General features: G+C 67.1%; 23 protein-coding genes, 1 tRNA gene and 1 pseudogene. 14 read left to right on the forward strand and 11 right to left on the reverse strand.

Features of this window, described 5'->3' with window-relative positions; all coding sequences use genetic code 11:
- Position 1: 1 nt before the first annotated feature.
- The 5 genes from yidC to ACWHYQ_RS08775 all read right to left on the reverse strand — a co-directional run bounded on the left by yidC (position 2) and on the right by ACWHYQ_RS08775 (position 5,344).
- Positions 2-1,777 carry a membrane protein insertase YidC gene (yidC, locus tag ACWHYQ_RS08755; RefSeq protein ID WP_447975306.1) on the reverse strand — a complete coding sequence of 592 codons (1,776 nt, stop codon included), beginning with the start codon at positions 1,775-1,777 and terminating at the stop codon, positions 2-4.
- Between the two features lie 123 nt (positions 1,778-1,900).
- Positions 1,901-2,110, reverse strand: a complete 210-nt coding sequence (gene yidD, locus ACWHYQ_RS08760) for a membrane protein insertion efficiency factor YidD (protein WP_447975307.1) — start codon at positions 2,108-2,110, stop codon at positions 1,901-1,903.
- Positions 2,086-2,475, reverse strand: coding sequence for a ribonuclease P protein component (gene rnpA / locus ACWHYQ_RS08765; protein WP_447975308.1), 390 nt, complete (start codon positions 2,473-2,475; stop codon positions 2,086-2,088). Before rnpA ends, yidD begins: the two co-directional genes overlap by 25 nt.
- A gap of 16 nt (positions 2,476-2,491) precedes the next feature.
- Positions 2,492-2,629, reverse strand: a complete 138-nt coding sequence (gene rpmH, locus ACWHYQ_RS08770) for a 50S ribosomal protein L34 (RefSeq protein WP_447975309.1) — start codon at positions 2,627-2,629, stop codon at positions 2,492-2,494.
- A 60-nt stretch (positions 2,630-2,689) separates the two neighbouring features.
- Entirely contained in the window at positions 2,690-5,344 is a 2,655-nt protein-coding gene (locus ACWHYQ_RS08775) for a PAS domain S-box protein (protein WP_447975310.1), read from the reverse strand.
- A 385-nt stretch (positions 5,345-5,729) separates the two neighbouring features.
- Here ACWHYQ_RS08775 and fmt point away from each other — a divergent pair, with 385 nt between their 5' ends.
- The 5 genes from fmt (at position 5,730) to pheT (ending at position 12,154) form a co-directional block, all read left to right on the forward strand.
- On the forward strand, positions 5,730-6,692 hold the full coding sequence (fmt, locus tag ACWHYQ_RS08780) for a methionyl-tRNA formyltransferase (protein ID WP_447975311.1): 963 nt from the start codon (positions 5,730-5,732) through the stop codon (positions 6,690-6,692).
- On the forward strand, positions 6,689-8,113 hold the full coding sequence (gene rsmB, locus ACWHYQ_RS08785) for a 16S rRNA (cytosine(967)-C(5))-methyltransferase RsmB (RefSeq protein WP_447975312.1): 1,425 nt from the start codon (positions 6,689-6,691) through the stop codon (positions 8,111-8,113). The genes fmt and rsmB overlap by 4 nt, the downstream gene beginning before the upstream one ends.
- Complete coding sequence (gene rpe / locus ACWHYQ_RS08790; RefSeq protein ID WP_447975313.1) at positions 8,110-8,787, forward strand: ribulose-phosphate 3-epimerase; 678 nt, start codon at positions 8,110-8,112, stop codon at positions 8,785-8,787. Before rsmB ends, rpe begins: the two co-directional genes overlap by 4 nt.
- A gap of 3 nt (positions 8,788-8,790) precedes the next feature.
- Positions 8,791-10,368, forward strand: a complete 1,578-nt coding sequence (gene pheS / locus ACWHYQ_RS08795; RefSeq protein WP_447975314.1) for a phenylalanine--tRNA ligase subunit alpha — start codon at positions 8,791-8,793, stop codon at positions 10,366-10,368.
- Positions 10,369-10,456: 88 nt separating this feature from the next.
- On the forward strand, positions 10,457-12,154 hold the full coding sequence (gene pheT / locus ACWHYQ_RS08800; RefSeq protein ID WP_447975315.1) for a phenylalanine--tRNA ligase subunit beta: 1,698 nt from the start codon (positions 10,457-10,459) through the stop codon (positions 12,152-12,154).
- Positions 12,155-12,225: 71 nt separating this feature from the next.
- On the opposite strand, the gene rplT is transcribed toward pheT, so the two are convergent.
- From rplT to ACWHYQ_RS08830, 6 genes and pseudogenes are all read right to left on the reverse strand, one after another.
- On the reverse strand, positions 12,226-12,597 hold the full coding sequence (gene rplT / locus ACWHYQ_RS08805) for a 50S ribosomal protein L20 (RefSeq protein ID WP_447975316.1): 372 nt from the start codon (positions 12,595-12,597) through the stop codon (positions 12,226-12,228).
- A 17-nt stretch (positions 12,598-12,614) separates the two neighbouring features.
- Positions 12,615-12,821, reverse strand: coding sequence for a 50S ribosomal protein L35 (rpmI, locus tag ACWHYQ_RS08810; RefSeq protein ID WP_447975317.1), 207 nt, complete (start codon positions 12,819-12,821; stop codon positions 12,615-12,617).
- Positions 12,822-12,835: 14 nt separating this feature from the next.
- Positions 12,836-13,327: a translation initiation factor IF-3 gene (gene infC / locus ACWHYQ_RS08815; protein WP_447975318.1), complete on the reverse strand. Its 492-nt coding sequence runs from the start codon at positions 13,325-13,327 to the stop codon at positions 12,836-12,838.
- Between the two features lie 42 nt (positions 13,328-13,369).
- On the reverse strand, positions 13,370-15,250 hold the full coding sequence (thrS, locus tag ACWHYQ_RS08820; protein ID WP_447975319.1) for a threonine--tRNA ligase: 1,881 nt from the start codon (positions 15,248-15,250) through the stop codon (positions 13,370-13,372).
- 233 nt (positions 15,251-15,483) lie between these two features.
- Positions 15,484-15,558, reverse strand: a tRNA-Val gene (locus ACWHYQ_RS08825).
- 47 nt (positions 15,559-15,605) lie between these two features.
- Positions 15,606-15,809 (reverse strand): annotated as a pseudogene (locus ACWHYQ_RS08830) (helix-turn-helix domain-containing protein); the annotation flags it as partial.
- A 1,011-nt stretch (positions 15,810-16,820) separates the two neighbouring features.
- On the opposite strand from ACWHYQ_RS08830, the gene ACWHYQ_RS08835 reads away from it, so the two are divergent.
- The 9 genes from ACWHYQ_RS08835 (at position 16,821) to ACWHYQ_RS08875 (ending at position 26,817) form a co-directional block, all read left to right on the forward strand.
- Positions 16,821-17,282, forward strand: coding sequence for an RrF2 family transcriptional regulator (locus ACWHYQ_RS08835; RefSeq protein ID WP_447975320.1), 462 nt, complete (start codon positions 16,821-16,823; stop codon positions 17,280-17,282).
- 68 nt (positions 17,283-17,350) lie between these two features.
- Complete coding sequence (locus ACWHYQ_RS08840; RefSeq protein WP_447975321.1) at positions 17,351-19,840, forward strand: sulfurtransferase TusA family protein; 2,490 nt, start codon at positions 17,351-17,353, stop codon at positions 19,838-19,840.
- Between the two features lie 118 nt (positions 19,841-19,958).
- Complete coding sequence (locus ACWHYQ_RS08845; RefSeq protein WP_447975322.1) at positions 19,959-20,669, forward strand: phosphoadenylyl-sulfate reductase; 711 nt, start codon at positions 19,959-19,961, stop codon at positions 20,667-20,669.
- 81 nt (positions 20,670-20,750) lie between these two features.
- On the forward strand, positions 20,751-21,164 hold the full coding sequence (locus tag ACWHYQ_RS08850) for a DsrE family protein (RefSeq protein WP_447975323.1): 414 nt from the start codon (positions 20,751-20,753) through the stop codon (positions 21,162-21,164).
- Positions 21,165-21,246: 82 nt separating this feature from the next.
- A complete protein-coding gene (gene trpD, locus ACWHYQ_RS08855) occupies positions 21,247-22,272 on the forward strand; it encodes an anthranilate phosphoribosyltransferase (protein WP_447975324.1) in 1,026 nt (341 codons plus the stop codon).
- Positions 22,273-22,289: 17 nt separating this feature from the next.
- Positions 22,290-23,087 carry a sulfate adenylyltransferase subunit CysD gene (gene cysD, locus ACWHYQ_RS08860; protein WP_447975325.1) on the forward strand — a complete coding sequence of 266 codons (798 nt, stop codon included), beginning with the start codon at positions 22,290-22,292 and terminating at the stop codon, positions 23,085-23,087.
- Between the two features lie 4 nt (positions 23,088-23,091).
- Entirely contained in the window at positions 23,092-24,936 is a 1,845-nt protein-coding gene (locus ACWHYQ_RS08865) for a GTP-binding protein (RefSeq protein WP_447975326.1), read from the forward strand.
- A 136-nt stretch (positions 24,937-25,072) separates the two neighbouring features.
- Positions 25,073-25,990 (forward strand): Mrp/NBP35 family ATP-binding protein, encoded by a 918-nt coding sequence (locus ACWHYQ_RS08870; RefSeq protein WP_447975327.1) that lies wholly within the window; start codon positions 25,073-25,075, stop codon positions 25,988-25,990.
- A 77-nt stretch (positions 25,991-26,067) separates the two neighbouring features.
- The gene (locus ACWHYQ_RS08875; protein ID WP_447975328.1) at positions 26,068-26,817 is read left to right on the forward strand and encodes a PCP reductase family protein; all 750 of its coding nucleotides are present in this window, start codon (positions 26,068-26,070) and stop codon (positions 26,815-26,817) included.
- Positions 26,818-26,890 lie beyond the last annotated feature (73 nt).

Genomic DNA, 26,890 nt, shown 5'->3' on the forward strand with positions numbered 1-26,890 from the left:
CTCACGCTTCGACCTGACTGTCCGTTTCGGCTTTCCGGACGACCTTGTCCTTCTTGCCCTTGCCGGCGGCCTTCTGGCCGTCGGGCGAGCCGGCCTCCTCCAGCAGCTCGGAGGCCAGGGCGGGTTTCTTGAAGATGTACCGGTCCGTCACGAACTGTTGCGCGATGGTGAGCACGTTGTTCGTCAGCCAGTACAGGACCAGGCCGGCGGGGAAGGTCAGGAACAGGAGGGTCAGGAAGGCTGGAAACACGAGCATGATCTTGGCCTGGGTCGGGTCCATCGTCGTCGGCATGATTTTCTGTTGGACGACCATCGAGATCCCCATGAGGACCGGGAGCACGTAGTAGGGGTCCTGGACGGAGAGGTCGGTGATCCAGAGGACGAATGGCGCCTGTCGCAGGTCAATCGTCATGTACAGGATGTTGAACAGCGCGACGAAGACTGGCATCTGGAGCAGCATCGGCAGGCACCCGCCGACCGGGTTGACCTTGTGGTCCCGGTAGAGCTTGATCAGCTCGCGGTTGAGCCGCTCGCGGTCGTCCTTGTATTTGGCCTGCAGGGCCAGCACCTTGGGCTGGATGACCTGCATGTCCTTCATGGACTTGTAGCTCTTGTACTGCAGCGGGACGAACAGGAGCTTGATCGCGACGGTCAGGAGGATGATGGCGACCCCGTAGTTGTGGGTGAAGCCGTAGACGAAGCGCAGCACCGCGAACAGCGGCCAGGCGACGGCTTTGACAAGGCTCCAGCTCCCGTAGATGAACCACCCGAAATCAATGGTCTCTTCGAGTCCGAGCCCCAGCGCCTTAAGCGTGTCGTACTCCTTGGGCCCGGCGTACAGCCGCGCGGTGACCGTCGCGGCGGCGTCCGGGGCGAAGCGGACACTGGCAGAGACGAGCTTGTCGCCCTCCTTGCGCGCCAGTGCGGCGGCCCCATTCGTTGGGATGAGCACGCTGATGAAGTACTTGTCCTGCATCGCGACCCACCCTACCGCTCCCTTGCGCTCCGCCTCGGTCTCGGGGGTGTCCTTCTCGATGAGCCCATCCACCAGGGAAGCCGGGCCGATCAGGCCGATGAACCCCTCGCCCCACTCGACGATGCCGAAATTGGTGCCGAGCCCAAGCGTGACACCCCCTTGGAGGCCCGAGGCGCGCACGGCGACGTCCACGAGGTAGCTGTTGTAGCGGAAGGTGAGCTGCTTCTCGAGCGCGAGGTTTCCGGCGGCCGCGCGGTACCGGAAGGTCAGGTGTCCGACCGGGTGCGACGTGTCCAGCGTGGTGAAATCCCGCTCCACCTCGTACAGACCCTCTGCCAGCTCCCGGGTGATGGCGGGCTCGGCCGCGAGGACGGACAGAGGCCCCTTGAACTTCCCCTGGCGGTAGACGAGCTGGACCGGCGGCGAGTCCTCCGCGGCGGTCAGCCGGTAGCGCTTGAGCTCCCAGCTTGTGATTACGCCGCCGCGGTTCGTGAGGACGGCGCGGTAGAGGTCCGTCTCGACGACGACGGTCTGCTCCGGCGTCCCGGAGCTGGGCGTCACCGCGCCGGGCACAGGCTTTGACGGGCTGGCGGGCGCGGGGCCAGGCTTCGCCGGTCCCAAGGTTTGCTGGGTCGGGGCGGCCTCCGGGCGCGCCCCCGTGGGCCGCTCTTCGGCTGGCCTGCCGTCGGGCGGGTTGCCGGCGCCTGGAGTCGGTGCGAGCCCGAGCTGCCGGAGCAGGTAATCGTAGCCGAGGATAATGGCCAGCGAAAGGACGAGGAACAGGATGACGCGCTTTTCCATGAATCCCGGGTTCCTTCTCGGTCTAACGCCTCGATTCGGTGGTGGGGCCATGCCGAGAGGGCCTGGCCCGGCGCGCCACGATGCCCGGACGCCGACGGCCCTCGCCGCGGAAGGGGAGCCGACTCACCGAACGGGGTCGGTCCCGCCGGGATGGAAGGGATGGCATTTCAGCAGTCGGCGGGCGGCCCAGCCCGCCCCGCGAATCACGCCATGCCGCCGGACCGCCTCATAGGCGTAGTGGGAACAGGTGGGCTCGAAGCGACAGGCACGGGGGAGCGCCGGCGAGACCCAGTACTGGTACAGCCTGATTAAGCCGAGGCAGAACCGCCGCATACGAAGTTCGATTCCGGCAGCAGCAAACCCTCCCGCCGGAGCACGGAGAGCCAGAGGTCGCGCAGCACCGTCGGCCGGGCCGTCACTGCCTCGCGACGGGGGAAGACCAGCACCGCGTAGCCGGCGACCAGTTGGCGCTGCACCTGTCGGGCCAACTCCCGGAAGCGCCGCTTGGCCCGGTTCCTGGCCACCGCGCTGCCCAACCGCTTGCCGACGACGATCCCGATCCGCGTCGGCGCGCCGCAGGCCTGGCAGGCCTGGATGTTGAACAACGGGGTCTGGACGCGTCGCCCCTGCCGCTTCACCCACTCGATGTCGGCGCCCATCTTCAGGAAAAACGCGCGTTCCCGGCCGGGCTTCGCCATGGATGGACCGGCCGGGTCACACCGTCAGCCGGGCGCGGCCCTTCGCCCGCCGCCTGGCAAGGACCTTGCGCCCGCCTTTCGTGCGCATCCGCTTCCGAAACCCGTGCTCGCGCTTCCGCTTGAGATTCGACGGTTGCCTGAACGTGAACGACATGGGCGCTCCCTTTCTGCTCCGGAACGAAGGTCTGATTATAGGAGGGGGGCAAGAGGCCTGTCAAATGTGCGACCCCGACGCGCGTGGGGCGGGTGAGCTGGCCGCGGCGTCCTGGTGAGGCTCCGGAAGCGGCACCCGGACATAGATGGCTGTGCCGCGTCCGGGGGTGGACTCGATTTCGATCGTGCCGTTGACGAGGCTGGCCCGTTCCTGCATGCCGTGCAGGCCGAAATGGGTGGTGGCGCCGGACAGCCGCAAGGTCTCCTCCACGTTGAACCCGCACCCGTCGTCCTCCACGATGGCCTGTAGGACGGTCGGATGCCGCTCGAGGACGATGCCGACGACCGTGGCCTGGGCGTGCTTGGCGATATTCGTCAGCGCCTCCTGGATGATCCGATACACAGCGGTCTCCACCGGAGACGGCAGGCGGCGCCCATCCAGGCCCTGGCAGTGCACGTCCACAGTAAGCCGGTAGGACTTGGCATACTGCTCCGCGTAGCGCTCGACAGCGGCGGCGAGCCCCAGGTCATCTAGCACGCTGGGCCGGAGCCCCATGGCCAGCCGGCGCACCTCTTCCAGCGCCGAGGCGGCGATCTCGCGGTACTTGCGGGCGAGGGCTTGGGCCTCCGGAGCGGTTCGGGCCGCCTCGATGGCGTGGAGTCCGACCAGCAGCGACATGAGCGACTGGCCCGTCTCGTCGTGCAGCTCCCGGGCGATGCGGCGGCGTTCCTCCTCCTGGGCGGAGATGATCTGCTCGAAGAGCCGGCTGCGGACCTCGGCGGCCTGGACCTGCTCGGTGATATCCCGGACGATGCTGCTGAAGTACCGCTGGCCGTGCTGGGAGAATTCCCAGAAGGAGAACTCCAACGGGATCTCCCTGCCGCTCTTGTGCCGGCCCGGCAAGCGTACCGCCTCCCACGGGCGGTGCTTCTGCCCGGTGGCGAGGTATTCGCGAATCGCAGCCCGGTGAACGTCCCGCACGGCTTCGGGCATTAGCCTCGTCAGGGGCTGTCCCAGCATCTCCTCGGCTGTGTAGCCAAAGATCTGCTCGGTGGCGCGGTTCACGAACACGATTGTGCTGCGCTGGTCAATCGTAATGATCCCCTCGGCGGCCGTCTCCGCAACGATCCGGTACCGCTCCTCGCTCTCGCGCAGCGCCTCTTCCACCCGCTTGAGATCGGTGACGTCCTGTGCGGAGCCGACCATGCGGACCGGCCGGCCCTCCTGGTCCGCCACCACCCGACCCAGACAGTGAAGCGTGCGGACCACCCCGTCGGGGCGCGTGATCCGGTAGTGAAAGTTGAAGGGCTCCCGGTTCTCGGCCGCCTTCCGCAGGGCGGCGTGGACGGTGTCCCGATCCTCAGGATGGATGCAAGCCAGGTAGGCCTCGTACGTCGCCGGGAACTCGATCGGCGGGAGCCCGAAGATCCGGTAGAGCTCGTCGGACCCCTTGACGATGTTCGTCGTTATGTCCCAGCTCCAGCTTCCGAGATGGGCGAGCCGCTGGGCCTCGGCCAACTCGGCCTGGCTTTCCTGGAGTCGTGCTTCGGCCCGTTTGCGCTCGGCAATCTCCCGCTGGAGCAGGGAGATCGCCTGGGACAGCTCGGCCGTGCGCTCCTGCACGCGCCGCTCCAGCTCGTCGTGCGCGCGCCTGATCGCCTCCTCCGCCAGCTTCCGGTCCGTGATGTCCCGGAGCAGGCAGACGACCGCGAGGGGATGACCGGTCCGATCGCGGATCGCCGACGCCGACACTTCCAGCACGAGCGCGTCCCCGTTCTTCGGCCGGCAGGTCGTCTCGAAGACATCCAGCTCGCCTGTTCGGATGACCGCGTCGAGCTTGTCGAGCGGAAACAGCCCGCCGCCGATCCCCGACACCGGCTGGCCGAGCAGGGGTTGGTCCCCGAACAGGCGGCGGACGTGCTGGTTCGCCACCCGGATGACCCCTTCGTGGTCGAACACGAGCAGCCCATCCGCCATCGTCGAGAGGATCTGCTCGGCGGCGAAGGCCGGGGTGATATCCACCAGTCGGTAGCGCCAGATGGCGACCGCCATCACGACGACGTAGCCGAAGACCGGGGCGAAGCCGAAGGGATAGAGCGGCACGCCGAACTTGGCGAGGAAATCCACCGACCCCGAGAGGGCCAGGGCGAATGCGATCATGAACAGCTTGATCCGCTGCCGGCGGATACCGGGCCGCGCCACCCGGTATTCGATCCAGAAATTGCGGAACGTGGCGACCATGATGGTAAAGAAATAGGCCAGGAACGGCAGGCTCACCCACCCGTATTTCGGATAGTAGCCCCACCAGTACCGGTACAGCCCGGCGAGGAACTGGTCCGTTTCGGCGGCGGCCCCGGCAAACAGGGCCGCCAGGCCCCACGCGGCCCAGACCGTGGGGCGAGGCCATCCATGGCGCTGGAGACTGAGCACGTTGAAATGGTAGAAGGCCGCCGGGATGAACGGCACGCCTAGGTAGGCCACCTTGGCCCAGAGCAAAGCGACCCGGTCCGTCGTCGCTTGGTACATCCAGGAGAAGGAGATGAGCCACAGGCTGATCGTGACGGTCACCATGAAGAACGAGACGCTGACTTGGGACGCGCGCTCTCGGACCAGCACCAGCGATCCCAGCAGCAGGATCGCCAGGCCGGTGGCTAACGACGGGCAGGCGATGGCGTTGAAGGCGTAGAAGGCGAGTGAAAACAGGTCCGACACCATGGCGGTCAGTCCCTAGATGCGAAGTGGGCGCAGTCCGCGTGGCGACGGACCCGCGGCCCCCGTGCCGGAGCGTGAGCGCGCCCGCCGCTCCGGCGCGCCGTGCGTCGCGGGAGCGGAAGAGAACCTTGGGTTTGGTCGGCGATCGTGGCCGAGGGGAGGGGCTGGGCTAGGAGGGGGGCGAACCGGGGCCGCACAGCCGAACAACCGGACGAATCCTCGCCCCCTGGCTTCTGAGTCAACCGTGCCCGCATCGCCGTTACCTTGGGGGGACAGGCTCTGAAATCGAAACCAGGCGATTAACCCTAGCCGAAACTGCCCCACCGGTCAAGCCGGAGCGGCAAGCGCTCCGTTGATTTCCTCAGGGGCCCATGCTAAAGCAGCCTCCATGCGGATCGTGTTCATGGGCACGCCGGAGTTCGCCGTGCCGTCCCTTGAGGCGCTCCTGCGTTCTGAAGACACCCTGGTTGGGGTCGTCACCCAACCGGACCGGCCAAAGGGGCGCGGCCAGACGCTCGTCCCCTCCCCGGTCAAGCAGCTCTGCCTGCGGGTCGGAGTGCCTCTCCTCCAGCCGGTGAAGATGAAGGACCCGGCGTTTCTCGAACAGCTTCAGGCCTGGCAGCCGGACCTGATCGCCGTCGCCGCGTTCGGCCGCATCCTGCCGAAGGTCGTGCTGGACTTGCCGCCGCGGGGCTGCGTCAACGTCCACGCGTCGCTCCTGCCGAAGTACCGGGGTGCCGGGCCGATCCAGTGGGCGATCATCAACGGGGAGCACGAGACCGGCATCACGACCATGTTGATGGATGAAGGCATGGATACAGGGGCGATCCTGCTCCAGGAAGCGGTGACAATCGCGCCCGAGGACACGGCGGGCACGCTCTCGGTCCGGCTCGCCGAGGTCGGGGCCCGTCTGCTCCTTGAGACGATCCGCCGTCTGAAGGCGGGCACGGTCACGCCCCGCCCGCAGGATCATTCCCAGGCCACGCTCGCGCCGATGCTCAGGAAGGAGGACGGGCTCATTGACTGGTCGCTGCCGGCCGTGCAGATCGCGAACCGTGTCCGTGGGTTGTCCCCTTGGCCGGGGGCCTACACCTACGCGGGGGATGAGCGGTGGATCGTCTGGCGGGCGACGGCCGCCGACGGGCCAACCGACTCAGCCGCTCCGGGCACGGTGATGGCAGTCCGGAAAGATGCCCTGCTGGTCGTGACGGGCAAGGGGCTCCTCGCGATCACGGAGCTGCAGCCCGCCAACAGCCGCCGGATGGGAGTTGCCCAGTACCTGGCCGGGCATCCGCTGGCCCCCGGGTTGCGCCTGGGGAGCGGCCCCGCATCCGCGCAGGAGGCCCTGTGAAGCGCCAGGCTGGGGCAGCGGCGCCGTGCCACGCCGGCTGCGAACGCCCAGGCGTGCGAGTCGGGGCCAGGGCAGCGGCGTTAGCGGCGCTGGTCGAGGTCGAGCGGCGGGGAACGCCCGCCGACGACGCTCTGGAGCGGGCCTTCGGCGGGAGCGGTGTGGAGGGGCGCGATCGGCCGCTCGTGCATGAACTCCTGTACGGGGTGTTGCGGCATCGGGCCACGCTCGATTGGCTGCTCGACCATGTCGCGGACCGGCCGGTGGCACGGCTGCCGCTGGTTGTCGCCACAGCCTTGCGGCTCGGCGCCTACCAGCTCCGGTATCTGGATCGGATCCCCGCCGCCGCCGCCGTCCACGAGTCCGTGGAACTGGTCAAGCGCCTCCCCGGCGACCATTGGCCCGGGTTCGTCAATGCGGTGCTGCGCCAGCTCGCCTGTGCGCCGACACCGCCCTGGCCGTCGGCGGATCAGGATCCCGCCGGTTACCTGGCCGTCCGGTATAGCTGCCCTGGGTGGCTGGCCGAGCGCTGGCTGGCGCGGCTCGGGTGCGCCCGCGCCGAAGCGGTCTGCCGCGCCATGCTCGCGGTCCCGCCCCTGACGGTTCGGGCTAACCGGCTGCGCGTGACCCGCGAGGAGCTGGCGGCCGATCTGGCGCGTGCTGGCTGCGTCGTCCGCCCGACGGCCGTGAGCCCGGTCGGACTCGTGCTCGAGCCCCGCGGCCCGGTCACGGAGCTGCCGCAGCTCCGGCAGGGCCTGTGCTACGTGGAGGACGAGGCGGCGCAGCTCATCCCGTTGCTGGTGGACCCACAGCCGGGCGCGCGGGTGCTGGACGCCTGCGCCGCGCCAGGCGGCAAGACGACCCACCTCGCCGCGCTCATGGGGAATAAGGGCGAGATCGTCGCACTCGATCGGCATCCCAAGCGGCTCGCTCGGCTTCGCGAGAACTGCGAGCGGTTGGGCGTCCGGATCGTCACGCCAGTGGTTGCCGATGCGACGGATGCCCGCGCCCTGGCTCGGCTGGGCGATCGCCTCTTCGATCGTATTCTGGTAGACGCGCCCTGCAGCGGCCTCGGCGTGCTGCGCCGGCACCCGGAAGGGAAGTGGCAGAAGACAGCGGCGCGGTTGCTTGAGCACCGCGCCACGCAGCTCGCCCTGCTCGATCGGGTCAGTCGGCTCTTGCGGCCCGGCGGGGTCCTGGTCTATAGTACGTGCTCGACCGAGCCCGAGGAAAACGAGCAGGTCATCGAAGCGTTCTGTGCGCGGCACGCGGAGTATCGTCGGGAATCCGTCGCGCCGTGGCTCCCGCCGGGCGGGGCTGGGCTCGTGACCATCCAGGGCGATCTCTCGACAATGGTCTCGCCCGCGGCCGCCGCCATGGACGCGTTTTTCGCCGCGCGGCTTCGAAAGGTCGCCCCTGTATGACCCGCCCCCCGCTCCGGATCGCCCCGTCCATTCTGTCCGCTGACTTCGCGCGACTGGCCGAGGAGGTGGCGCTGGTCGAGGCGGCCGGCGCTGATTGGGTGCACGTGGACGTCATGGACGGCCACTTCGTTCCCAACCTGACCGTGGGACCGCCGATTGTAGAGGCTTTGCGCAAGGTGACCAAGCTGCCGCTGGACGTGCACCTGATGATGACGAACCCGGAGGTGTTCCTCGCGGAGTTCGCGGCGGCCGGGGCGGACTACCTCACGGTGCACGTGGAGGCCTGCCCGCACCTGCATCGGACCGTCCAGGCAATTAAGGAGTGTGGCGTCAAGGCCGGCGTGACGCTCAACCCGGCGACGCCGCTGAGCACGGTCGAGGAGATCCTCCCCGACGTGGATCTGCTCCTGGTCATGTCCGTCAACCCCGGATTTGGCGGCCAGCAGTTCATCCCCGGCGTGCTCAGCAAGATCGCGCGGGCGCGGCGGCTCATTGACCGGACCGGCAGCCGGGCGCTGCTGGAGGTGGACGGCGGCGTCAAGGTGGACAACGCCGCCCGGATCATCCAGACAGGCGCCGACGTCCTGGTTGCGGGGTCCGCCATCTTCGGGAGCGGCGACTATGGCGGGACGATCGCGGCCCTGCGGGCGGCCGCTGGCCAGGACAGGGCCTGAGGCATGGCCGACGTGGGCGTGCCCATTGACAGTCTCCACCCACTGGAGATCAAGGTGCTTCAGGCTCTGGGCGCCGCGGCTCAGGCGCGGGAGGGCGCCTCGCTCCGGGACGACCAGATCGCCCAGGCGGCCGCGCTCGACCGCGCCCAGATCAGCATGGCGGTCGAGTGGCTCCTGGCGAAGGGGCTGGTCCGCATCGAGGCCCAAAAGGTCACCCCCATCGTCTCGCTCACCCCTGTCGGCGAGCGGTACTTCGAGAAATACTCGCCCATCGAGCGCATCCTCTCCGCCATCCGGCAGGCGGCCCAGATTGGCAAGCGCCTGACCGTCCAAGATCTGCAGGCCCGGGAGGCGCTGGAGCCGGCCGAGCTGAGCACCGCGGTCGGGAGCCTCAAGAAGGAAGGGGTCATCCGGATCGTCCAGGGTGGCTTTGTGGAGGCGACCGGTGCCCCGAGCCAGACGGCGGAATCGCTCCGGTGGCTGCTCAAACAACTCCACTCGGGCGCGAAGGACCTCCAGTCTTTTCCCGAGCCCCTGCGCCGCGTGGTCGAGCGCTACGCCGTGCGGCGCGGAAACCCGCGGGAGCCCTTCCGGATTGACGAGCGGGTCGAGCGCTGGTATGCGCTGACGTCGGCGGGGCGCGACGCGACGCAGGCCCTAAGCCGGCAGGCACCGGCAGAGGAGGTCTCCCAGCTCACGCCGGAGTTACTCAAGGACGGCGCCTGGCGCGCACGACGGTTCCGAAAGTACACGATCAGTCTGCGGCCGCCGCGTGCGGCGATCGGCCGGCTCCACCCCTATCGCGAGTTCCTGGACCTCGTGAAGCACAAGCTCGTCAGCATGGGCTTCGAGGAGATGCGTGGCGGGCTCGTCGAGACGGAGTTCTGGAACATGGACGCGCTGTTCATGCCGCAGTTCCACCCGGCCCGCGCCATCCACGACGTGTACTTCGTCAAGGAGCCGAGCCACGCCCGGGCGATCCCGGAGCCGTTCCTGTCTGAGGTCGCCGCGGCCCACGAGCGGGGCGGGAAGACGCAGTCGGTCGGCTGGGGCTACGACTACGATCGCGAGCGAGCCCGCCGCCTGGTGCTGCGGAGCCAAGGCACGGCGGTCTCCGCGCGGACGCTCGCGGCGGGGCCGAAGGTGCCCGGCAAGTATTTCTCGATCGCACGGTGTTTCCGCTACGACCAGGTGGACGCCACGCACGCCACGGACTTCTTCCAGGTGGAAGGGATCGTGCTGGGGCAGGACATCAATTTTCGGACGCTGCTGGGCCTCCTCGAGCTGTTCGCCCGCGAGGTGGCCCAGGCGAAGGAGATCCGGTTCCTGCCCGCGTACTTTCCGTTCACCGAGCCCTCCGTCGAGCTGCACGTCCGGCATCCACGCCTCGGCTGGATGGAGCTGGGCGGCGCCGGGCTCTTCCGGCCGGAGGTCACCATGCCCCTGGGCGTGGAGGTCCCGGTGATTGCCTGGGGGCTAGGTTTGGATCGAATGGCTATGGTCGCCCTGGGCATCCATGATATCCGGGATCTGTTCACCGCCGACCTGGAGCTGATCCGGACCACGCGCGGCCGCTTCTGAAAAGCCGTGAAGGATGACGCGTGATCGGTGACGAGCGGCATCAAGCGAGGACGATAACCCTGCACAACCCGTCACGCGTAACGTCCCCATGCCGACGATTGCCATCAATCTGAAAGACTTCGAGCAGCTCCTGGGCGGGAAGCCAGTCACCGTCGAGCAGTTTGTGGCCTGGCTGCCCCTCGTCAAAGGGGAGCTCAAGGATCAGGATCCTGAGACCGGCGAGCTCCGGGTCGAGCTGCAGGACAGCAACCGGCCGGACCTCTGGTGCTGCGAAGGGATTGCCCGGCAGATCCGGATCACGCTGGCCCGGACCGCCGGCCCCTACCCCTTCTTCGCGGCCCCGGCCTCGCGGCGCCTCCTGGTCTCGCCAGGCCTGGAGAAGGTCCGGCCCTACGTGGCGGCCTGCGCGGCGCGCGGCTACGGCGTGACCGCCGAGGGACTGGCGCAGCTCATCCAGACGCAGGAGAAGCTGGCCGATATCTACGGGCGGAAACGCCGGAGCGTCTCGATCGGCCTCTACCGGCTGCCGCCGATCGTCTTCCCCGTCACCTACGGGCTCGTCAAGCCGGACGAGGCGCGGTTTACGCCGCTGGGGCTGGAGGAGAAGCTCTCGCTGCGCGAAATTCTCAGTGTGCACCCGAAGGGGATCGAATACGGCCCGATCCTGGCCGGGCACGACCGCGTGCCGTTGCTGCGGGACGAGGAAGGGCAGGTCCTGTCCATGCCGCCGATCATCAACAGCCGCGAGATCGGGGAAGTGCGGGTGGGCGATACGGAGCTGTTCGTCGAGGTCACCGGGACTGATCTCCCGATGGTGCTGCTCACGCTGAACATCCTCGCCGTGAACCTGGCGGATCGCGGGGCCGCGATCGAGCCGGTCGAGGTCGTCTACCCCTATGCGACGAAGTTCGGTAAGAGCGTGCGGACGCCGCTGGACTTCGGCAAGCCTCGCTCTGTGGCCGTCAAGACGATCCAGACCGCGCTGGGCGAGGCGCTCAGCGCCGCCGAGATTCGGCAGGCGCTTGCCGCATACGGCTATGAGGCCCAGGCCTCGCGCGACCGGGTGTCCGTGCGGTTGCCGCCCTATCGCAACGACCTCATGCATCCGGTGGATGTCGTGGAGGACGTGGCGATCAGCCGAGGCTACCAGACCTTCTCGCCGGTCATGCCGTCTCAGTTCACCGTGGGCGGCCTGTCGCGGCTGGAGCAGTGGTCCGATCGCATCCGGCAGCTCATGGTGGGCATGGGGTGCGAGGAGATCATCTCGAATGTCCTGGCCGCCCGGCAGGACCTCGTGGACCGCATGCGGCTGGCCGGCACCGGCTGGGACCGGGTGGTGGAGGTGGACAACGTCATGTCGCAGAGCTACGGCTGCGTGCGGCAGTGGATCCTCCCCTCGCTCCTGCGCGTGGAGGCCGCGTCCCCGCGCGCCTTCTATCCGCACCGGATCTTCGAGGTCGGCGAGGTGGCGGTCCCCGCCCCGGAGGAGGATCTTGGCTCGCGCACGCTCGTGATGCTCGGGGTCGTCATTGCGCATGCGGCGGCCAACTTCTCCGAGGCCCATTCGTGCCTGGATCTGCTCCTGTATTACCTCGGCCAGCCTTACAGCCTAGAGCCCGTGCAGCATCCCTCTTTCCTCGATGGGCGCGTGGGGCGGATCGTGTCGGGTGGCGCAGCGCTGGGCTTGATTGGGGAACTGCACCCGGAGGTGCTCGAACGCTGGCAGATCAGTATGCCGACCGTCGCGTTCGAGCTGGAGGTGGATCGGCTGGCTAGGCACCAGTGATGAGTGATCAGTGACGGGTGTGAAGGGTCGGAGCGCTGCTTCTTTGCTCCTCACTCGTCATACATCACGCCTCACGAGGCTGTGGGGGCGGCGAGCTGGTGCTTGGCGAGATCGGTGAGCCGGGCGAACCCCGCCTCGTCCCGGATAGCCATGTCGGAGAGCACCTTGCGGTCCAGCAGGACGTTCGCTTTTTGCAGCGCGGCGATGAAGCGGCTATATGTGAGCCCGTGAGCCCGCACGGCCGCGTTGATGCGGGCCACCCAGAGCCGACGGAAGTCGCGCTTTCGCTTTCGCCGAGACGCATAGGCGTACGTCTGCCCTTTGTCCACGGATTCAGTGGCGGTGCGAAACAGCCGGCTCTTCGCGCCGTACTGCCCTTTCGCCAGCTTGAGCCGCTTTTTCCTGCGCTGCCTGGTCTTCGGTCCGCCTTTGACGCGTGGCATGCTTGGAGACTCCTTCTCTACGAGTGATACGGCATCAGCTTGGCGACCGAGGACGCCAGGTTCGGATCAACGACCACGACCCGCTTCAATCGCCGTTTTCGAGTCCGGTGCTTGCCGGTCAGTAGATGCCGCCGGCCGGCTTTCCGTCGGACGAGCTTGCCGCCGCCCGTGCGGTCGAACCGCTTGCTGACTCCCTTGTGGGTCTTCAATTTCAATTTGGCCATCCTCTGGAACCTCCTCAACCCTTCGGCGCCACGATCATGACGAGGCTGCGGCCCTCCAGCCGCGGGGGAATCTCGACGGTGCCGACCTCGGCCAGTTGCTCGATCACGCTGGCGATCATGGCCCGCCCCTGCTCCTGGTTGGCCATCTCCCGGCCGCGGAAGTTCACCGTCACCTTGGTCTTGTTGCCCTCCGTCAGGAAGCCCTTCATCTGCCGGACCTTGATCTCCAGGTCGTGCTTGTCAATTTTCGGGCGGAGCTTGATCTCCTTGACCTGCGTCGACTTCTGGTGGCGCCGGCTCTGGTGCTCCTTCTTGCTCAGCTCGTACTTGTATTTGCCGTAGTCCATGATCCGGCAGACGGGCGGCTGCGAGGTGGGCGCCACTTCCACAAGGTCGTAGCCGAGGTCTTGCGCCCGCCGAAAGGCGTCGGGCGTCGGCATGATGCCGAGCTGCTCGCCGTCGGGGCCGATGACCCGGACCTCCCGGACCCGGATCTCACGATTCACGCGCAGTTTGGGAACGATACCGCACCTCGCCTGTGAAAGGGGTTACCGCACCTCGCCGGGGCCTGCCGCCTCGGCCCGGATCAGCTCGATGACTTCCGCGACGGTCTTGGTACCCAGGTTGGCGTTGTTTCGCGCCCGGACTGACACCGTCCCGTCCTGCACCTCGCGGTCGCCGATCACCGCCATGTACGGAACCTTGGCGACCTCCGCCTCGCGGACCTTCAAGCCGACCTTCTCGTTTCGGAAATCCGACTCCACCCGCAGCCCGGCCCCCTTGAGCCGGTCCGCGACCGACTGTGCGTAGGCCCGCTGCCTGTCCGTGATCGTCAGGACCCGCACTTGGACGGGAGCCAGCCAGACGGGAAACGCGCCGGCGTAATGCTCGATAAGAATCCCGAAGAACCGCTCGATCGAGCCCATCAACGCCCGGTGGATCATGATCGGCTGATGGGGCTTCCCGTCCTCTCCTGTGTAGGCCAGGCCGAAGCGCTCGGGGTTGTTGAAGTCCACCTGGACGGTCGAGCACTGCCAGGCGCGGCCGAGCACGTCCTTGATCTTGATGTCAATCTTCGGCCCGTAGAAGACGCCCTCCCCGGGATCGATCGCGTAGGCGATCCCGCGGCTTTTCAGGGCCGCTTCCAGCGCGCCCGTCGCCTCGGCCCAGTGCTCTGGGGAGCCGACGGCCTTCTCTGGGCGCGTGGAGAGGTACACCTCGAACTCCGTGAAGCCGAATGTCCGGAGGACGAAGAAGGTGAAGTCCAGCACCTGGCTGACTTCGGCTTCGAGCTGATCCGGACGGCAGAACAGATGGGCATCGTCCTGCGTGAACCCGCGCACGCGGAGCAGTCCGTGCAGGACGCCGGTCCGCTCGTAGCGATAGACCGTGCCCAACTCTCCGTACCGGATCGGAAGGTCCCGGTAGCTGCGGAGGTGGGACTTGTAGATCATGATGTGGAAGGGGCAGTTCATCGGCTTGAGCTGGTATTCGCTCGCCTCCACCTTCATGGGCGCGAACATGTTGTCGCGGTAGTAGTCCACGTGACCGCTGATCCGCCACAGGTCTAGGCGCGCGATGTGGGGCGAATACACGAGCTGGTAGCTCTGCTTGAGGTGCTGCTCCCGCCAGAAGTTCTCGATCAGCAGCCGGACGAGCGCCCCCTTGGGGTGCCACAACACCAATCCGGGCCCGATCTCGTCCTGAATCGTGATGAGGTCGAGCTCTTTGCCCAGCTTGCGGTGGTCGCGGCGCTTGATCTCCTCGAGCTTGGCCAGGTGGGCGTCGAGCGCCGCTTGCGTGGGGAAAGACGTACCGTAGATCCGCTGCAGCATCGGGTTCCGCTCGTCGCCGCGCCAGTACGCGCCCGCGCTGGAGAGCAGCTTGATGGCGCGGATCCGGCCCGTGGAGGGGACGTGGGGTCCCCGGCAGAGGTCCACGAACTCGCCTTGGCTGTAAAGCGACACGGTGGGGTCGTCAATGGACTCGAGGATGTCCACTTTGTACAGCTCGCCTCGGTCTCGGAAAAACCGGATGGCCTCTTCGCGCGGCATCTCCATGCGCCTGAAGGGGCGGTCCGCCTTGATGATCTCCTGGATCCGCGCCTCGATCTTCTGGAGATCCTCCGGGGTAAACGGCCGCTCGAACGCGAAGTCGTAGTAGAACCCCTCCTCGATGGCGGGACCGATCGCAAGCTGTGCGGACGGAAACACCTCTTTCACAGCTTGCGCCATGATGTGGGTGCTGCTGTGGCGGTATACCTCCCTGCCGTCCGGCGAGTCGAACGTCACCGGCTCTAAGATCGCGTCCTCGGCGAGCGTGGTCTCCAGGTCCCGGACCACCCCGTTCACCTTGACAGCGAAGACCTCGGGGCCTACTCCGCCGCCCGGCCCGTCGAGCGCCTGGGCAGCGGTGCATCCCGCGGGCATGAGACGCCGGCTCCCGTCGGGCAATGTCACGTGAATCTGTCCCCCCTGACTTCCCATGGTCGCTCACCGCGAGCCTCCGCCGCCGGTGTCCGCCATCCGAACCGGCCGACACCTACGCAGCAGACCCGAGCCGGCCCCGGGTCCCGCTTCTCCGGCAATGCCTCAGGCCTCGGCTGCTTGCCACGAGGGAAGGTTCCGGCGGGTGTCTGGCTGGTCTGAGCGCCTCGGCGGAGTGGTAGGCGCGGGCGGTCTTGAACCGCCGACCTCTACCGTGTCAAGGTAGCGCTCTCCCCCTGAGCTACGCGCCTAAACGTCCGCCGCCATGCTAATATAGCCGTGCAGGACCTGTCAAGAATCACGGAGCCGGCGCCTCTCCGACACCGACCGCATGACCCGGCTGCGCACGCTCCGGTCTCCGCACTTGTCCGCGCGTGACGGGGATCCGCAGCTCGGTGATCTTCTTGCGGAGCGTGTTGCGGTTCATCCCCAAGAGATGCGCGGCCTGGATCTGGTTCCCGTTCGTCTCTTTGAGGGCTAGGGTGATCAGCGGTTTTTCGATGGCTTTGATGAGCATCGGGTGGAGGTTCCGGGCCGAGCTGCTCTTCATCCCCTTCACGAACTCGCTGAATTTCGTCTCAATGTAGTCCTCAAGGTTCGGCCCACTCGGTCCGGTGTGGGCGCCCAGGTGCCCGTTGCGGTGGGCGATCGCGTGCACCGCGCCGGACAGATGCCGCAGCACGGAACGCGGCCCCGCCAGCACCACGGTGCGCGACAGATCCACGGCTCGCTGGACCTCCGCCACGTAGTGGGACAGATTTCGCTTTGTCTCCAGGATCACGAGGTCGAACGGCCGCCTGCCGGCCGCTCGGGACACAGAGGCCCAATCCTTCGCGACGATGACGGTCGCGTCCTTGAAATCCTGCTTCAACTGGACCTGCAAGTCGGGGTCACCGGTCAAGAGGAGGACACTCAGGACGGATGACCGAATTGCCATGACGGCACCTCGGGTGAAGAGGGCGGGATTATCACGCGAACGCTGAAGCCCTGTCAATTGGAAAAAACTCTCCAGTGGCGCGCCAACGCTGCAATCACAGTGCCACAGCATCGCATCTCGGTACGTCCGCTGTCATGGATCCCGCCGTCGAATCTGCTCGCCCGGGCGCCGGATTCCTGGGCCGTGCGCGGCCGTGCTCGCGGTTCGGCGCGCCAAGAAGAATGTGGACGGAAGGACAATGGAGGGAGGTGCCTAAGCCTGTCGCGAAGTTTCCGCTCGCCGGTGGTCGGATGTCGGTCGGCAGGCTCCTAAATCGGTCCAACCTGCTCGGCGGGCCGACGGCGAGTGGGGCCCGGCGCAACTGCCGGCCTGTTGGGAGATGGGAAACGACGGGATCGGGCTGAGCCGCCCTCCTTAAGTGAGGAGTCCTGTTCGGCCCCTCTGCGAAGCTCGGCACGAATCCACGCCAATCGCATGCCAACAGGCCCGCTTGACATTTCTGCGCCGACAGGTATAGAGTGGACACTCACAATTTATTTCCTATCGGAATACTCAGAATGAGAGAGCCGTGATCGCATGCGGGTTTCACTCAAGGCCACGTACGGAATCTTGGCTGGCGTTGACCTGGCGCTCCACCATGGTGGCGCAGGCGGCCTGCCAGTTCAGGCCAAGGCGATTGCGCGGCGGCATGCGATCCCGCTTCGGTTTCTCGAGCAGGTGCTGCATCTCATGAAGAGGGCGGGCTTGGTCGAGAGCGTGCGCGGAGCACAGGGCGGGTACCTGCTCGCCAAGCCACCGGCGCAGATCTCGCTGGCCGAGATCCTCGAAGCGCTGGACGGTCCGCTCACGCCGGCCGCTCGCCCCGGCGCGCCGGGACGTCGAAGCCGCGAGCGGCTTCGGCCCGAGCTTCTTCTGGGAGCCGTCTGGGAGCGAGTCCACCAAGCTGAGCTGAGCGTGTTGAGCACGGTGACCCTTCGGGACCTGGTTGAGCGCCAACGGGAACTCCAACAGACCGAGGCCTTGATGTACCACATCTAAGGCGGGTACGATGCCCCGCTCCGGCGTGATCGCAGCGGTCACGCCCACGGAACTAACGGAGACGGCCCATGAAGACCTCCCCAACCGCGTATCCCGACGTCCAGACTATGCCCATCCCGCCGGCGATTCTGGAGGAGATCGAGGCCTTCGAAGGCGAGGTGGCCCGCTTGAAGGCTGGCGAGGTGTCGGCGGATATCTTCAAACCCTTCCGCCTCCAGCACGGCATCTACGGTCAGCGGCAGCCCGGGGTCCAGATGTTCCGCATCAAGATTCCGTTCGGGGGGCTGACTGCCAACCAGTTGCGGCGGATCGCCCAACTGGCAGACCGCTACGCCACCGGCGTGGGCCACGTGACGACCAGGCAGGACATTCAGCTCCATTTTGTGGACCTGGACCACGTGGGCATCATGATGCGGCTGCTCGCCGAGGTCGGGCTCACCACGCGGGAGGCCTGTGCGAATACGGTCCGCAACGTCACGGCCTGCCACCTGGCGGGGGTCTGCCCGGGTGAGGTCTTTGACGTGACCCCCTACGCGAAAACCGTCGCGTTGCACCTGCTTCGTAACCCGCTGAACCAGAGCCTGCCGCGGAAGTTCAAGATCGCCTTCTCCGGCTGCCGCCACGACTGCGCCTTGACGCCGATCCACGACATCGGGTTGCTGGCCGTCCGGCGCGACGATGGCGCGATCGGCTTCCGGATGACTGTTGGGGGTGGGCTCGGCTCCACCCCGCGCCTCGGCCAGGTGCTCCGGGAGTTCGTCCCGATGGACGAGCTGATCCCGACGATCGAGGCCGTGATCAAGGTCTTCGACACGCTGGGCAACCGGAAGAACCGCCACAAGGCCCGCATGAAGTTCGTCATTGACAAGCTCGGGTTCGCGGAGTTCACGCGGCGCTGGGAAGCAGCCTATGTGGCGATGGGCCATGCGCGTCCGGACCGGCCGCCGATCCGGCTGCTCGAGCACCGGGACGAGCCCCCGCTGCTCATGCCGACCTCGGCCAAGCAAGACGGGCACGGCAACGGCGCGTCCGGCAACGGCCACGCCAGCCCCGAGACAGCTTTCGGAAGGTGGGCACGGGCGAACGTGGTCCGGCAGCGACAGGCCGGCTACGCGGCCGTCTTCATCAAGCTGCCGATGGGCGACATCACGGCCGCACAGATGCTCCATGTCGCCGACCTGGCCGAGCGGTTTTCAAACGGGAACCTGCGGACAACGATCAACCAGAACCTCATCATCCGGTGGGTGCCGGAGTCCCGGCTCGAGGAACTGCACCAGGAGCTAGCGGCCCATGGGTTGGCCGATCCCGGCGCCGAGCAGGTCGAGGACATCATCGCCTGCCCGGGGACCGATACCTGCGGGCTCGGCATCACCTCGTCGAAAGGGCTGGCGCGTGCGCTCGCGGAGATCTTCCCGCCCGGCCGGGTGCCAGACGATCTGGCCGGCGTGAGCGTCAAGATCAGCGGGTGTCACAACTCCTGCGCCCAGCACCACATCGCCACGATCGGCCTGCACGGGGTCGGCAAGCGGGTCGGCGACCATGTCGCGCCGCACTACGAGTTGCACCTGGGCGGCCAGGTGAATGGCACCGCCAAGATCGGCCAGATGGTCGTGAAGCTGCCGGCTAAGAACGTGCCCGCGGCCATCTCGCACCTGGTTGCAGTCTACCGCCGAGACCGTCAGCCGGGGGAGAGCCTGCCGGCCTTCATCGCCCGCGTCGGCAAGGGCAAGCTCAAGGACGAACTGATCCCCTACACTATCCTGCCGAGTTTCCAGGAGGACCCGACCTACTATTTTGATTGGGAGGCCGAGGAGGAGTTCGTCCTGGAGGACCTGGGACCGGGTGAATGTGCGGGCGGCGCTCTGGAGATGATCGATAACCGCCTGCTGGAGGCCGAGCAGGAGCTGTACCAGGCTCGGCTGCTGCTGGAGAAGCACCAGTATTCGGTCTCGGTGAACAAGGCCTACCGGGCCGTCCTCGCCGGCGCGAAGGCCTTGCTGGTCACCGAAGGGATTGATCCGGCGACCGATGCGGAGACGTTCGCCGAGTTCGAGCGGCGGCTGGCCGAGAATCCCTTTGTTCCCACGACCTACCGTGACCTCAGCGCGCAGATCGGGGACCTCGGACCGAAGGAGCCGACGCCGGAGTTCGTTCAGGCCAAGCTTGCCTTCGCGCGCGGCTTCGTCGAGGCCTGCCGGGTGGCAACCGAGCAGATGGGCAAGGACCTCAAGCTGGCGTCTGCTGACGCAAAGGCCCAGGCCGCGCCCGCGCCGGTCCGGGAAACCCCTCACCCCGCGCCGGCGGCCGCAGGCACCGGCGACGCGGTCCCCGTCCTGGACCTGCGCGGCGTCATGTGCCCGCTCAATTACGTCAAGACCAAGCTCAGGCTCGAGATGATGGATGCCGGCGAACGGCTCGAGGTCTGGCTCGATGCGGGCGATCCGATCAGGAACGTCCCCATGAGCTTGCGGAACGACGGGCACAGGGTGCTCGCGGAGGAGCCCCTGGAGCCGGACGCCGCACATTTCAAGGTGCTGGTCGAGAAGGTGGAAGCCTGACGCGTATCCAGTGGTCCAAAGAGCGTGGTCTGTGGTCGGTGAAGAGTTTCGATGCGCTGACCATTGCCCCCAGGCTCCTGACCACGGTTCGGTTCGTACGGCGGAGAGGCGGCGCGGCATGACGGCCGACAACAGACCATCCGAAGCCGAGCTGAGGGCGCTGAGCGATGCCTTCGAGGCCAAGCCGCCGCAGGAGGTCCTCGCCTACGCCTTGGCACGGTATTCCCCTGGCATCGTCCTCGCCTGCAGCTTCGGCGCCGAGGACGTCGTGCTGCTGGATATGATCCAGCGGATCAATCCGCGCACGCCGCTCCTGTACTTGGACACAGATTTTCTCTTCAAGGAGACCTACGAGCTGCGCGACCGTCTCGTGGCAAAGTACGGGCTCCGACCCGAGCTGGTGCTGCAGGTCAAATCGCGCCTGACGCCCGAGCAGCAGGCCGCCGAGTACGGCGAGGCGCTCTGGGCGCGCGACCCGGACCGCTGCTGCGCCCTGCGCAAGGTGGAACCGCTCGGCCGGGCGCTGGCGGGCTTTTCGGCGTGGATCACCGGGATCCGCCGCGACCAGGCTCCGACCCGCGCCCGCGCCGGGCTCGTGGAGTGGGACCACAAGTTCCAGTTGGTGAAGTTCAATCCGCTGGCTACATGGACCTGGGCGGACGTCTGGACCTATATCCGTCTCTACGAGGTCCCTTACAATCCGCTGCACGACCAACAGTACCCCAGCATCGGGTGCACCCACTGCACCGCGCCGGTCGCGCCCGGGGAGGATCTCCGGTCGGGCCGGTGGAGGAATCTGGGGAAAATCGAGTGCGGGCTGCATAAGTAGCCGGCAACGAGTCGCGAACAGCCGCAGCCTCGGGGAAAGCTAGTCGCGGCTCGCGATTTGCTGATCTTGGAGCGTTGACGAATGAAGAAACTGGCCGTGATCGTGACCCGTGGGGCCTACAACAACCTGCTGCAGGCCTGCGAGCTCGTCCGGATCGCCGCCGAGGGGGGAGCCCAGGTCAGCGTCCTCTTCCGCGACGAAGCCGCCTCCAAGCTCACCCAGGAGAAGGTGAAGGAGATCACCTTGTCTGACGCCTACCGCGGGCGGGAATCGCGCGTGCGTGAGCTGCTCCGCCAGCGCGCACGGCACGACCTGCCGGCTCTCCTGCGCCAGATCAAGGAGAAGGGAGATGCCAAGTTCTCGGTCTGCCGCGAGTCGGTCGAGCTGTTCGACATCGATATCCGCCAGCTCATTCCCGAGCTGGACGAAGTCCAGCGCGCCGAGGCCTTCTGGAGAGAGGAGGTGGCGCAGGCAGACCAGGTCCTGACGTTCTAGGAAGCGAGGAGCGAACAGGCCCTCGCTAACAGCCTGATGATCCGGCTGCCGGCTATTCGCGGCTCGCTGTTCGCTAGGGCTCATGCAAGCGTTTATCGCCAAGGTCGGCAAGGGACAGAAGACCTGGAAGGACCTGACCTGGGACGAGGCCAAGCAGGCGATGCGCCTCCTCATCGAAGGCCAGGCGACCCCAGCCCAGGTCGGCGCCTTCTTGCTGGCCATGCGGCTCAAGATGGAGTCGGTCACGGAACTGGCTGCCTTTACCGCCATCGCGCGCGAGTACGTGGCACCTCTGCCAGTCCCCGCAGGCCTGCCGACGGTGGATGTGCCGGCCTATGCCGGGAAGCAGGACACGTTCCATGCCTCCGTCGGGGCCGCAATCGTCGCCGCAGCAGGCGGTGCTGCGGTCCTCCTCCACAGCACGGAGGTGCTGGCGGAGCGCCCTGGCCCCGCGCGCGCCCTGGCGCAACTGGGAATCCCGACCGATCTGGAGCCCAGGCGGGCGGCCGAGCGGCTCGTCGCGACCGGCTTCGCGTACCTAGACCTCGCGCTCTACCACCCGCCGCTCGCCCGGTTCCTGGAGCTGCGGCAGGAACTCGGCGTGCGGAGCTTCTTTCACCCGGTCGTCAAGATGCTGAATCCCGCGCGGGCGGGGGCTCAAGTCCTCGGGGTGTCCCACCCGCCCTACATGGAGAAGATGGCGGAGGCCTTGGCGATGCTCGGCGGCCGGCGCGCCCTGATCCTGCGGGGAGTCGAAGGCGATCCGGAGCTGTCCATCGCGGGCGTGACGCGGGTCCTCGAGGTGACCGCGGCGCGGACGTTTCCGCTGGCCCTGCAGCCCAGGGACGTGGGGATGGCGGCCGGAACCATGAAGGACATGGCGAAGGTGGACCAGGAAGGCGCGCTGCTGCGGCGGATCCTTCGGAACCAGCTCCGCGGCGGAGCCTGCGACTGGATCGTGCTGAACGCGGCGCTGCTGCTCTATGCGGCCGGGAAGGCGCCGTCCATCTCGGCAGCCGTGCCGGTGGCGCGGCAGGCGATTGAATCGGGGGCCGCGGCGCGCAAGCTGGAGGAGTTGCTCGTCGCCCCGGAGCCGGTTCAGGCGTGACGGGAAGAGGAGGCGCGATGAAGCACCTGCGTGAGCTCGAGGACCAGAGTGTGTATATCCTGCGGGAGGCCTACAAGCACTTCGACAACCTGGCCATGCTCTGGTCCATCGGGAAGGACTCGACGGTGCTGCTGTGGCTGGCCCGAAAGGCCTTCTTCGGACACGTGCCGTTTCCGCTGATCCACGTGGACACGAGCTATAAGATCCCGGAGATGATCCAGTACCGGGACCGGCTGGCCCGGGAGTGGCGGCTGAACCTCGTCGTCGGGATGAACAAGCAGGCGCTGGCGGAGGGGATGAACCATACCAAGGGCCGGATCGCTTGCTGTACGGCGCTGAAGACCGAGGCGTTGCGGCAGCTCATCGAGGAGAAGGGCTATACGGGCATCATCCTCGGCGTGCGGGCGGACGAGGAAAGCACGCGGGCGAAGGAGCGCTACTTCTCGCCCCGGGACAAGAACAACGAATGGGACTTCCGGGACCAGCCGCCCGAGCTGTGGGACCAGTTCAAGACATCCTTCCCCAAGGGTACCCACGTACGCATCCACCCGCTCCTGGACTGGACCGAGCTCAACATCTGGGAATACATCAAGCTGGAGCACATTCCGTTCATTGACCTCTATCTGGACCGCGGGGACGGCACGCGCTACCGGAGCCTGGGCTGCGCCCCCTGTACCTTTCCGATCAAGTCCACCGCCAAGACCGTGGACGAAATCATCGCCGAGCTCCGGACCACCACCGTGGCGGAGCGCGCCGGCCGCGCCCAGGACGAAGGCCGCGGCATGGAGCTGCTCCGCAAAGACGGTTACATGTGACGCCATGACCCGCGCAGCGGCTCCGCCCAGGGAGCATCTCAACATCGTGATCGTTGGCCACGTGGACCACGGCAAGTCCACGCTGCTCGGCCGGCTCTACGCCGACACGGGCTCGCTCCCGGAAGGGAAGCTCGAGCGCGTCCAGGCGATCTGCCGCCAGCAAGGCAAGGAGTTCGAATACGCCTTCCTCTTTGACGCCTTCCTGGAGGAGCAGGAGCAGGGCATCACCATTGATACGGCCCGGACTTTCTTCTCGTGGCAGGGCCGGCAGTACATCATCATCGATGCGCCGGGACACAAGGAATTCCTCAAGAACATGATCAGCGGTGCGGCGCGTGCGGAGGCGGCGCTCCTCCTCATTGACGCGCTGGAGGGGGTCAAGGAGCAGTCCAAGAAGCACGGCTACCTGCTTTCGATGCTGGGGATCCGGCAGGTGGCGGTGGTCGTCAACAAGATGGATCTCGTCGGCTACCGACAGGACGCGTTCCAAGGCATCGAGAAGGAGTACCGGGAGTTCCTGGCCCAACTCGGTGTGGTGCCGGACCAGGTCGTCCCCGTCAGTGCGAAGCTGGGCGACAACATCGTGACCCGCAGCGAGCGGATGGCCTGGTACGGGGGGCCGACCGTCCTGGACGTGTTGAGCCGGTTCAAGAAGGAGACAGACCGCGCCCAGAAGCCGCTCCGCTTCCCCGTCCAGGACGTGTACAAGTTCGACGCGCGGCGGATCATCGCCGGCCGGCTCACCTCGGGCCGGTTGCGGGTGGGCGACCGGCTTGTGTTCTCGCCATCCAACAAGACAGCGGTCGTCAAGACCATCGAGGCCTTCAACGTGGAGCCGCCTCCGACCGAGGCCCAGGCCGGGCAATCCATCGGGCTCACGCTTGACGAGCAGATCTTCATCGAGCGGGGCGAGATTGCCTCCCTGCACGAGTCCCTCCCGCTGGTCTCGACCGCGTTCCGCGCTAACGTGTTCTGGCTCGGACAGCGGCCGCTGCAGCAGGGCCGCAAATACGAGCTCCGGCTGGCCACCCGCGAGGTGGACTGCGAGGTCGCGGCGATCCACCGGATCGTGGACGCCGCCCAGCTCGACGAGCGCCGAGGCGGGAACGCCGTCGGCCGGAACGAGGTGGCCGAGGTGACGATCCGCACCCGCTCCCCGATCGCCTTCGACCCCTACGCCTCGTTCGAAGCGACCGGCCGCTTCGTCGTGGTGGACGAGTACGACATCTCAGGCGGCGGCATCGTGACCGAGCTGGTGCACGACGAGCAGGAGTTCCTGCGCGACGAGGCGCGCCGGCGCGACTTCGCCTGGGTCCGCGGCGAGGTCAGCCTGGAGCAGCGCGCGCAGCATTACGGGCACCGCGCGGCCGTCGTCCTCCTCGCCGGCCCGGCCCAGACTAGCAAGGCGTTCCTGGCCCGGAAGCTGGAGGCCATGCTGGTCGCCGAGGGGCGGCACGCCTACTTGCTGGAGGGAGAAAACCTGCGCCGCGGGCTCGACGCCGACCTGGCGGCCTCCGACTCGGCTGGCGTCGCGGAGATGATCCGCCGCTATGGTGAGGTGGCTCGCCTGCTGATCGACACCGGCCTCATCGTCGTGTCCACCACGAACCCCTTCGGAGCGGCGAGCCAGCAGGCGGCGCAGGCGATCCGGACTCTCGTCCATCCCGCGCCCGTCATCCAGGTCTACATGAGCAAGTCGCCGGACGAGCCGCCGCCGGAGGCCGACCTCAGCTTCTGCGGGCCCGAGGACTTCGACGCGGCCGCCCGGCAGATCCTCGAGGCGCTCAAGCGCCGGGGCGTGCTCGCTCACGCCATCGGCGCCAAGCCGGTGTTCCAGTATTCGATCTGAAAGGATGCGAACAGCAAGCAGCCTAAAACGAATGGCCCGTCCGGACAGCTTTTCGCCGCTGGCTCTTCGCTGCAAGCGACAGGTTTGACGTGCCAGAAACCGCTGTGGTACGGTTGGGGCGCAGAAGGAGGCCGTGATGGCCGACAAGGATCTCAAAGCCATCCTGGGCAAGCTTCAGTACACCGACGACGCCAAGGTGGTCCAGCAGATCACCGAGCAGATGCAGCAGGTGCAGGCCCGGATGGTCGGCATCCGGCACAAGCTGGTCGTCATGAGCGGCAAGGGCGGGGTCGGCAAGAGCATGACCACGGTCAACCTCGCGCTGGCGCTCGCGCGACAGGGGTACCGGGTCGGCCTGCTGGATGTGGACCTGAATGGCCCCTGCGTCCCGCGCATGCTCGGCATGCACGGGCTGGGGATGACGATCACGCCGGAGGGCGCGATCCCGCCGACCGGACCCCTGGGCGTGAAGGTGGCCTCGATGGACTTCTTCCTCAGTGCAGGCTCGCCGGTCCGATGGAAGGGGCCGATGGACCTGAGCCCGGTCTGGCTCGGCGTGATGGAGATGAACGTCATCCGGGAGTTCCTGGCCGATGTCGTCTGGGGCGAGCTGGATTTCCTGCTGACGGACCTGCCGCCCGGTGCCGCCGCGGACAAACCCCCGGTGATGGCGAGCTTCATCCCCGACTTGGCCGGCGCGATCGTCGTCACGACGCCGTCCGAAGTCGCCTCCGAGGTGGTCCAGAAGTCGGTGACCTACGCGCGCGACATGGGCATCAAGGTCCTGGGGATGGTCGAGAACATGAGCGCGTATCGCTGCCCGTCCTGCGGGGCCGAGCACGAGCTGTTCGAGGGGAACACCGAGGCGATGTGCGAGGTCCTCGACGTCCCGCTCCTGGGCCGGATTCCCTTCGACCGGACGCTCGCCCGCACCTTCGACCGGGGCCAGCCGCTGCTGGAGGAGACCTATCCGACGATTCAACGCTACCAGGAGATCGCCGAACGGTTGCGGGCCGTTCTCGATTACAAGAAGGTCCTGGCTGAAAAACTCTAATGCGGGCGAGAGGCCAGAGGCCCGTTCCCGCAACCCTCTCGCTGCTCGCCTCGCACCCCGCGCCCAGGAGTGCTCCGATGAAATTCGTCTGCCTTAACTGCGAAACCTATATGTCCTTCGAGAAGGTGGACAAGGTCGCCGAAGGATCGCTGGGCGTGTTTTTCGGCTGTCCCTCCTGCGGCGCCAAGTTCTCGATGGTGACCAACCCGGGCGAGACCCAGATGGTCAGCTCGCTGGGCGTCCAGCTCGGCGGGCGCAGCGTCGCTCCGGAGCCCTTCGAAATGACCCGCGGCACGCTCAAGCGGGAGGCCCAGCCGGGCCCCGGGCAGATGGCGGACTATCTCAACGAGAAGATCAAGGCAGGGCAGTCGGCGGGCGCGACCGCGGCGGCTCAACCGGCGGAAGGGGGCAAAACCAGCGGGTGCCCCTTCTCCGCCATGGTCGCCCAGATGGGCCTGACCTCTTCGGGCAGCCAAGCGGCGGGGTCGAGCACCCTCTCGTCGGAGTTCACGTGGACACCGGATGCCCGGGAGAGGCTGGAGCGGCTTCCCTCCTTCGTCCGGCCGATGGTCCAGACCAGCGTCGAGGCCTACGCGCGCAAGCACGGGTACAGCACGATCACGCTGCAGGTCATGGACGATTCCAAGCACGAATCGTCCGGCGTCGCCTGGACGCCGGAGGCCGAGAAGCGGCTGGAGAACATTCCCGACTTCATCCGGCCGATGGCGCGCCGGGAGATCGAGCGGCTCGCGCGCGAGCGCGGCGCGGCAACCGTCACCGCGCAGGTGATGGATGAGGCGAAAGAGAAGTTCATGAAGTTCCTGTAGGCCCGGGCCGGCGCGAGGCTCGGGACGCAGCGAGCGGAGGAAGGCCCATTCGGCCAGCCGGATGGGCCTTTCG

The sequence above is a fragment of the Nitrospira sp. Kam-Ns4a genome (assembly GCF_965152595.1).

Excerpts from the sequence above, each read along its gene's own strand:
- rpmH (WP_447975309.1), bottom strand. The coding sequence starts at position 2,629 with ATGTCGTTCACGTTCAGGCAACCGTCGAATCTCAAGCGGAAGCGCGAG.
- ACWHYQ_RS08775 (WP_447975310.1), bottom strand. The coding sequence starts at position 5,344 with ATGGTGTCGGACCTGTTTTCACTCGCCTTCTACGCCTTCAACGCCATC.
- rnpA (WP_447975308.1), bottom strand. The coding sequence starts at position 2,475 with ATGGCGAAGCCCGGCCGGGAACGCGCGTTTTTCCTGAAGATGGGCGCC.
- thrS (WP_447975319.1), bottom strand. The coding sequence starts at position 15,250 with ATGCCCGCGGGATGCACCGCTGCCCAGGCGCTCGACGGGCCGGGCGGC.
- trpD (WP_447975324.1), top strand. The coding sequence starts at position 21,247 with ATGCAAGCGTTTATCGCCAAGGTCGGCAAGGGACAGAAGACCTGGAAG.
- ACWHYQ_RS08840 (WP_447975321.1), top strand. The coding sequence starts at position 17,351 with ATGAAGACCTCCCCAACCGCGTATCCCGACGTCCAGACTATGCCCATC.
- cysD (WP_447975325.1), top strand. The coding sequence starts at position 22,290 with ATGAAGCACCTGCGTGAGCTCGAGGACCAGAGTGTGTATATCCTGCGG.
- ACWHYQ_RS08845 (WP_447975322.1), top strand. The coding sequence starts at position 19,959 with ATGACGGCCGACAACAGACCATCCGAAGCCGAGCTGAGGGCGCTGAGC.
- fmt (WP_447975311.1), top strand. The coding sequence starts at position 5,730 with ATGCGGATCGTGTTCATGGGCACGCCGGAGTTCGCCGTGCCGTCCCTT.
- ACWHYQ_RS08850 (WP_447975323.1), top strand. The coding sequence starts at position 20,751 with ATGAAGAAACTGGCCGTGATCGTGACCCGTGGGGCCTACAACAACCTG.
- ACWHYQ_RS08870 (WP_447975327.1), top strand. The coding sequence starts at position 25,073 with ATGGCCGACAAGGATCTCAAAGCCATCCTGGGCAAGCTTCAGTACACC.
- pheT (WP_447975315.1), top strand. The coding sequence starts at position 10,457 with ATGCCGACGATTGCCATCAATCTGAAAGACTTCGAGCAGCTCCTGGGC.
- yidD (WP_447975307.1), bottom strand. The coding sequence starts at position 2,110 with ATGCGGCGGTTCTGCCTCGGCTTAATCAGGCTGTACCAGTACTGGGTC.
- pheS (WP_447975314.1), top strand. The coding sequence starts at position 8,791 with ATGGCCGACGTGGGCGTGCCCATTGACAGTCTCCACCCACTGGAGATC.
- rpe (WP_447975313.1), top strand. The coding sequence starts at position 8,110 with ATGACCCGCCCCCCGCTCCGGATCGCCCCGTCCATTCTGTCCGCTGAC.
- rplT (WP_447975316.1), bottom strand. The coding sequence starts at position 12,597 with ATGCCACGCGTCAAAGGCGGACCGAAGACCAGGCAGCGCAGGAAAAAG.
- ACWHYQ_RS08875 (WP_447975328.1), top strand. The coding sequence starts at position 26,068 with ATGAAATTCGTCTGCCTTAACTGCGAAACCTATATGTCCTTCGAGAAG.
- yidC (WP_447975306.1), bottom strand. The coding sequence starts at position 1,777 with ATGGAAAAGCGCGTCATCCTGTTCCTCGTCCTTTCGCTGGCCATTATC.
- ACWHYQ_RS08865 (WP_447975326.1), top strand. The coding sequence starts at position 23,092 with ATGACCCGCGCAGCGGCTCCGCCCAGGGAGCATCTCAACATCGTGATC.
- rpmI (WP_447975317.1), bottom strand. The coding sequence starts at position 12,821 with ATGGCCAAATTGAAATTGAAGACCCACAAGGGAGTCAGCAAGCGGTTC.
- ACWHYQ_RS08835 (WP_447975320.1), top strand. The coding sequence starts at position 16,821 with ATGCGGGTTTCACTCAAGGCCACGTACGGAATCTTGGCTGGCGTTGAC.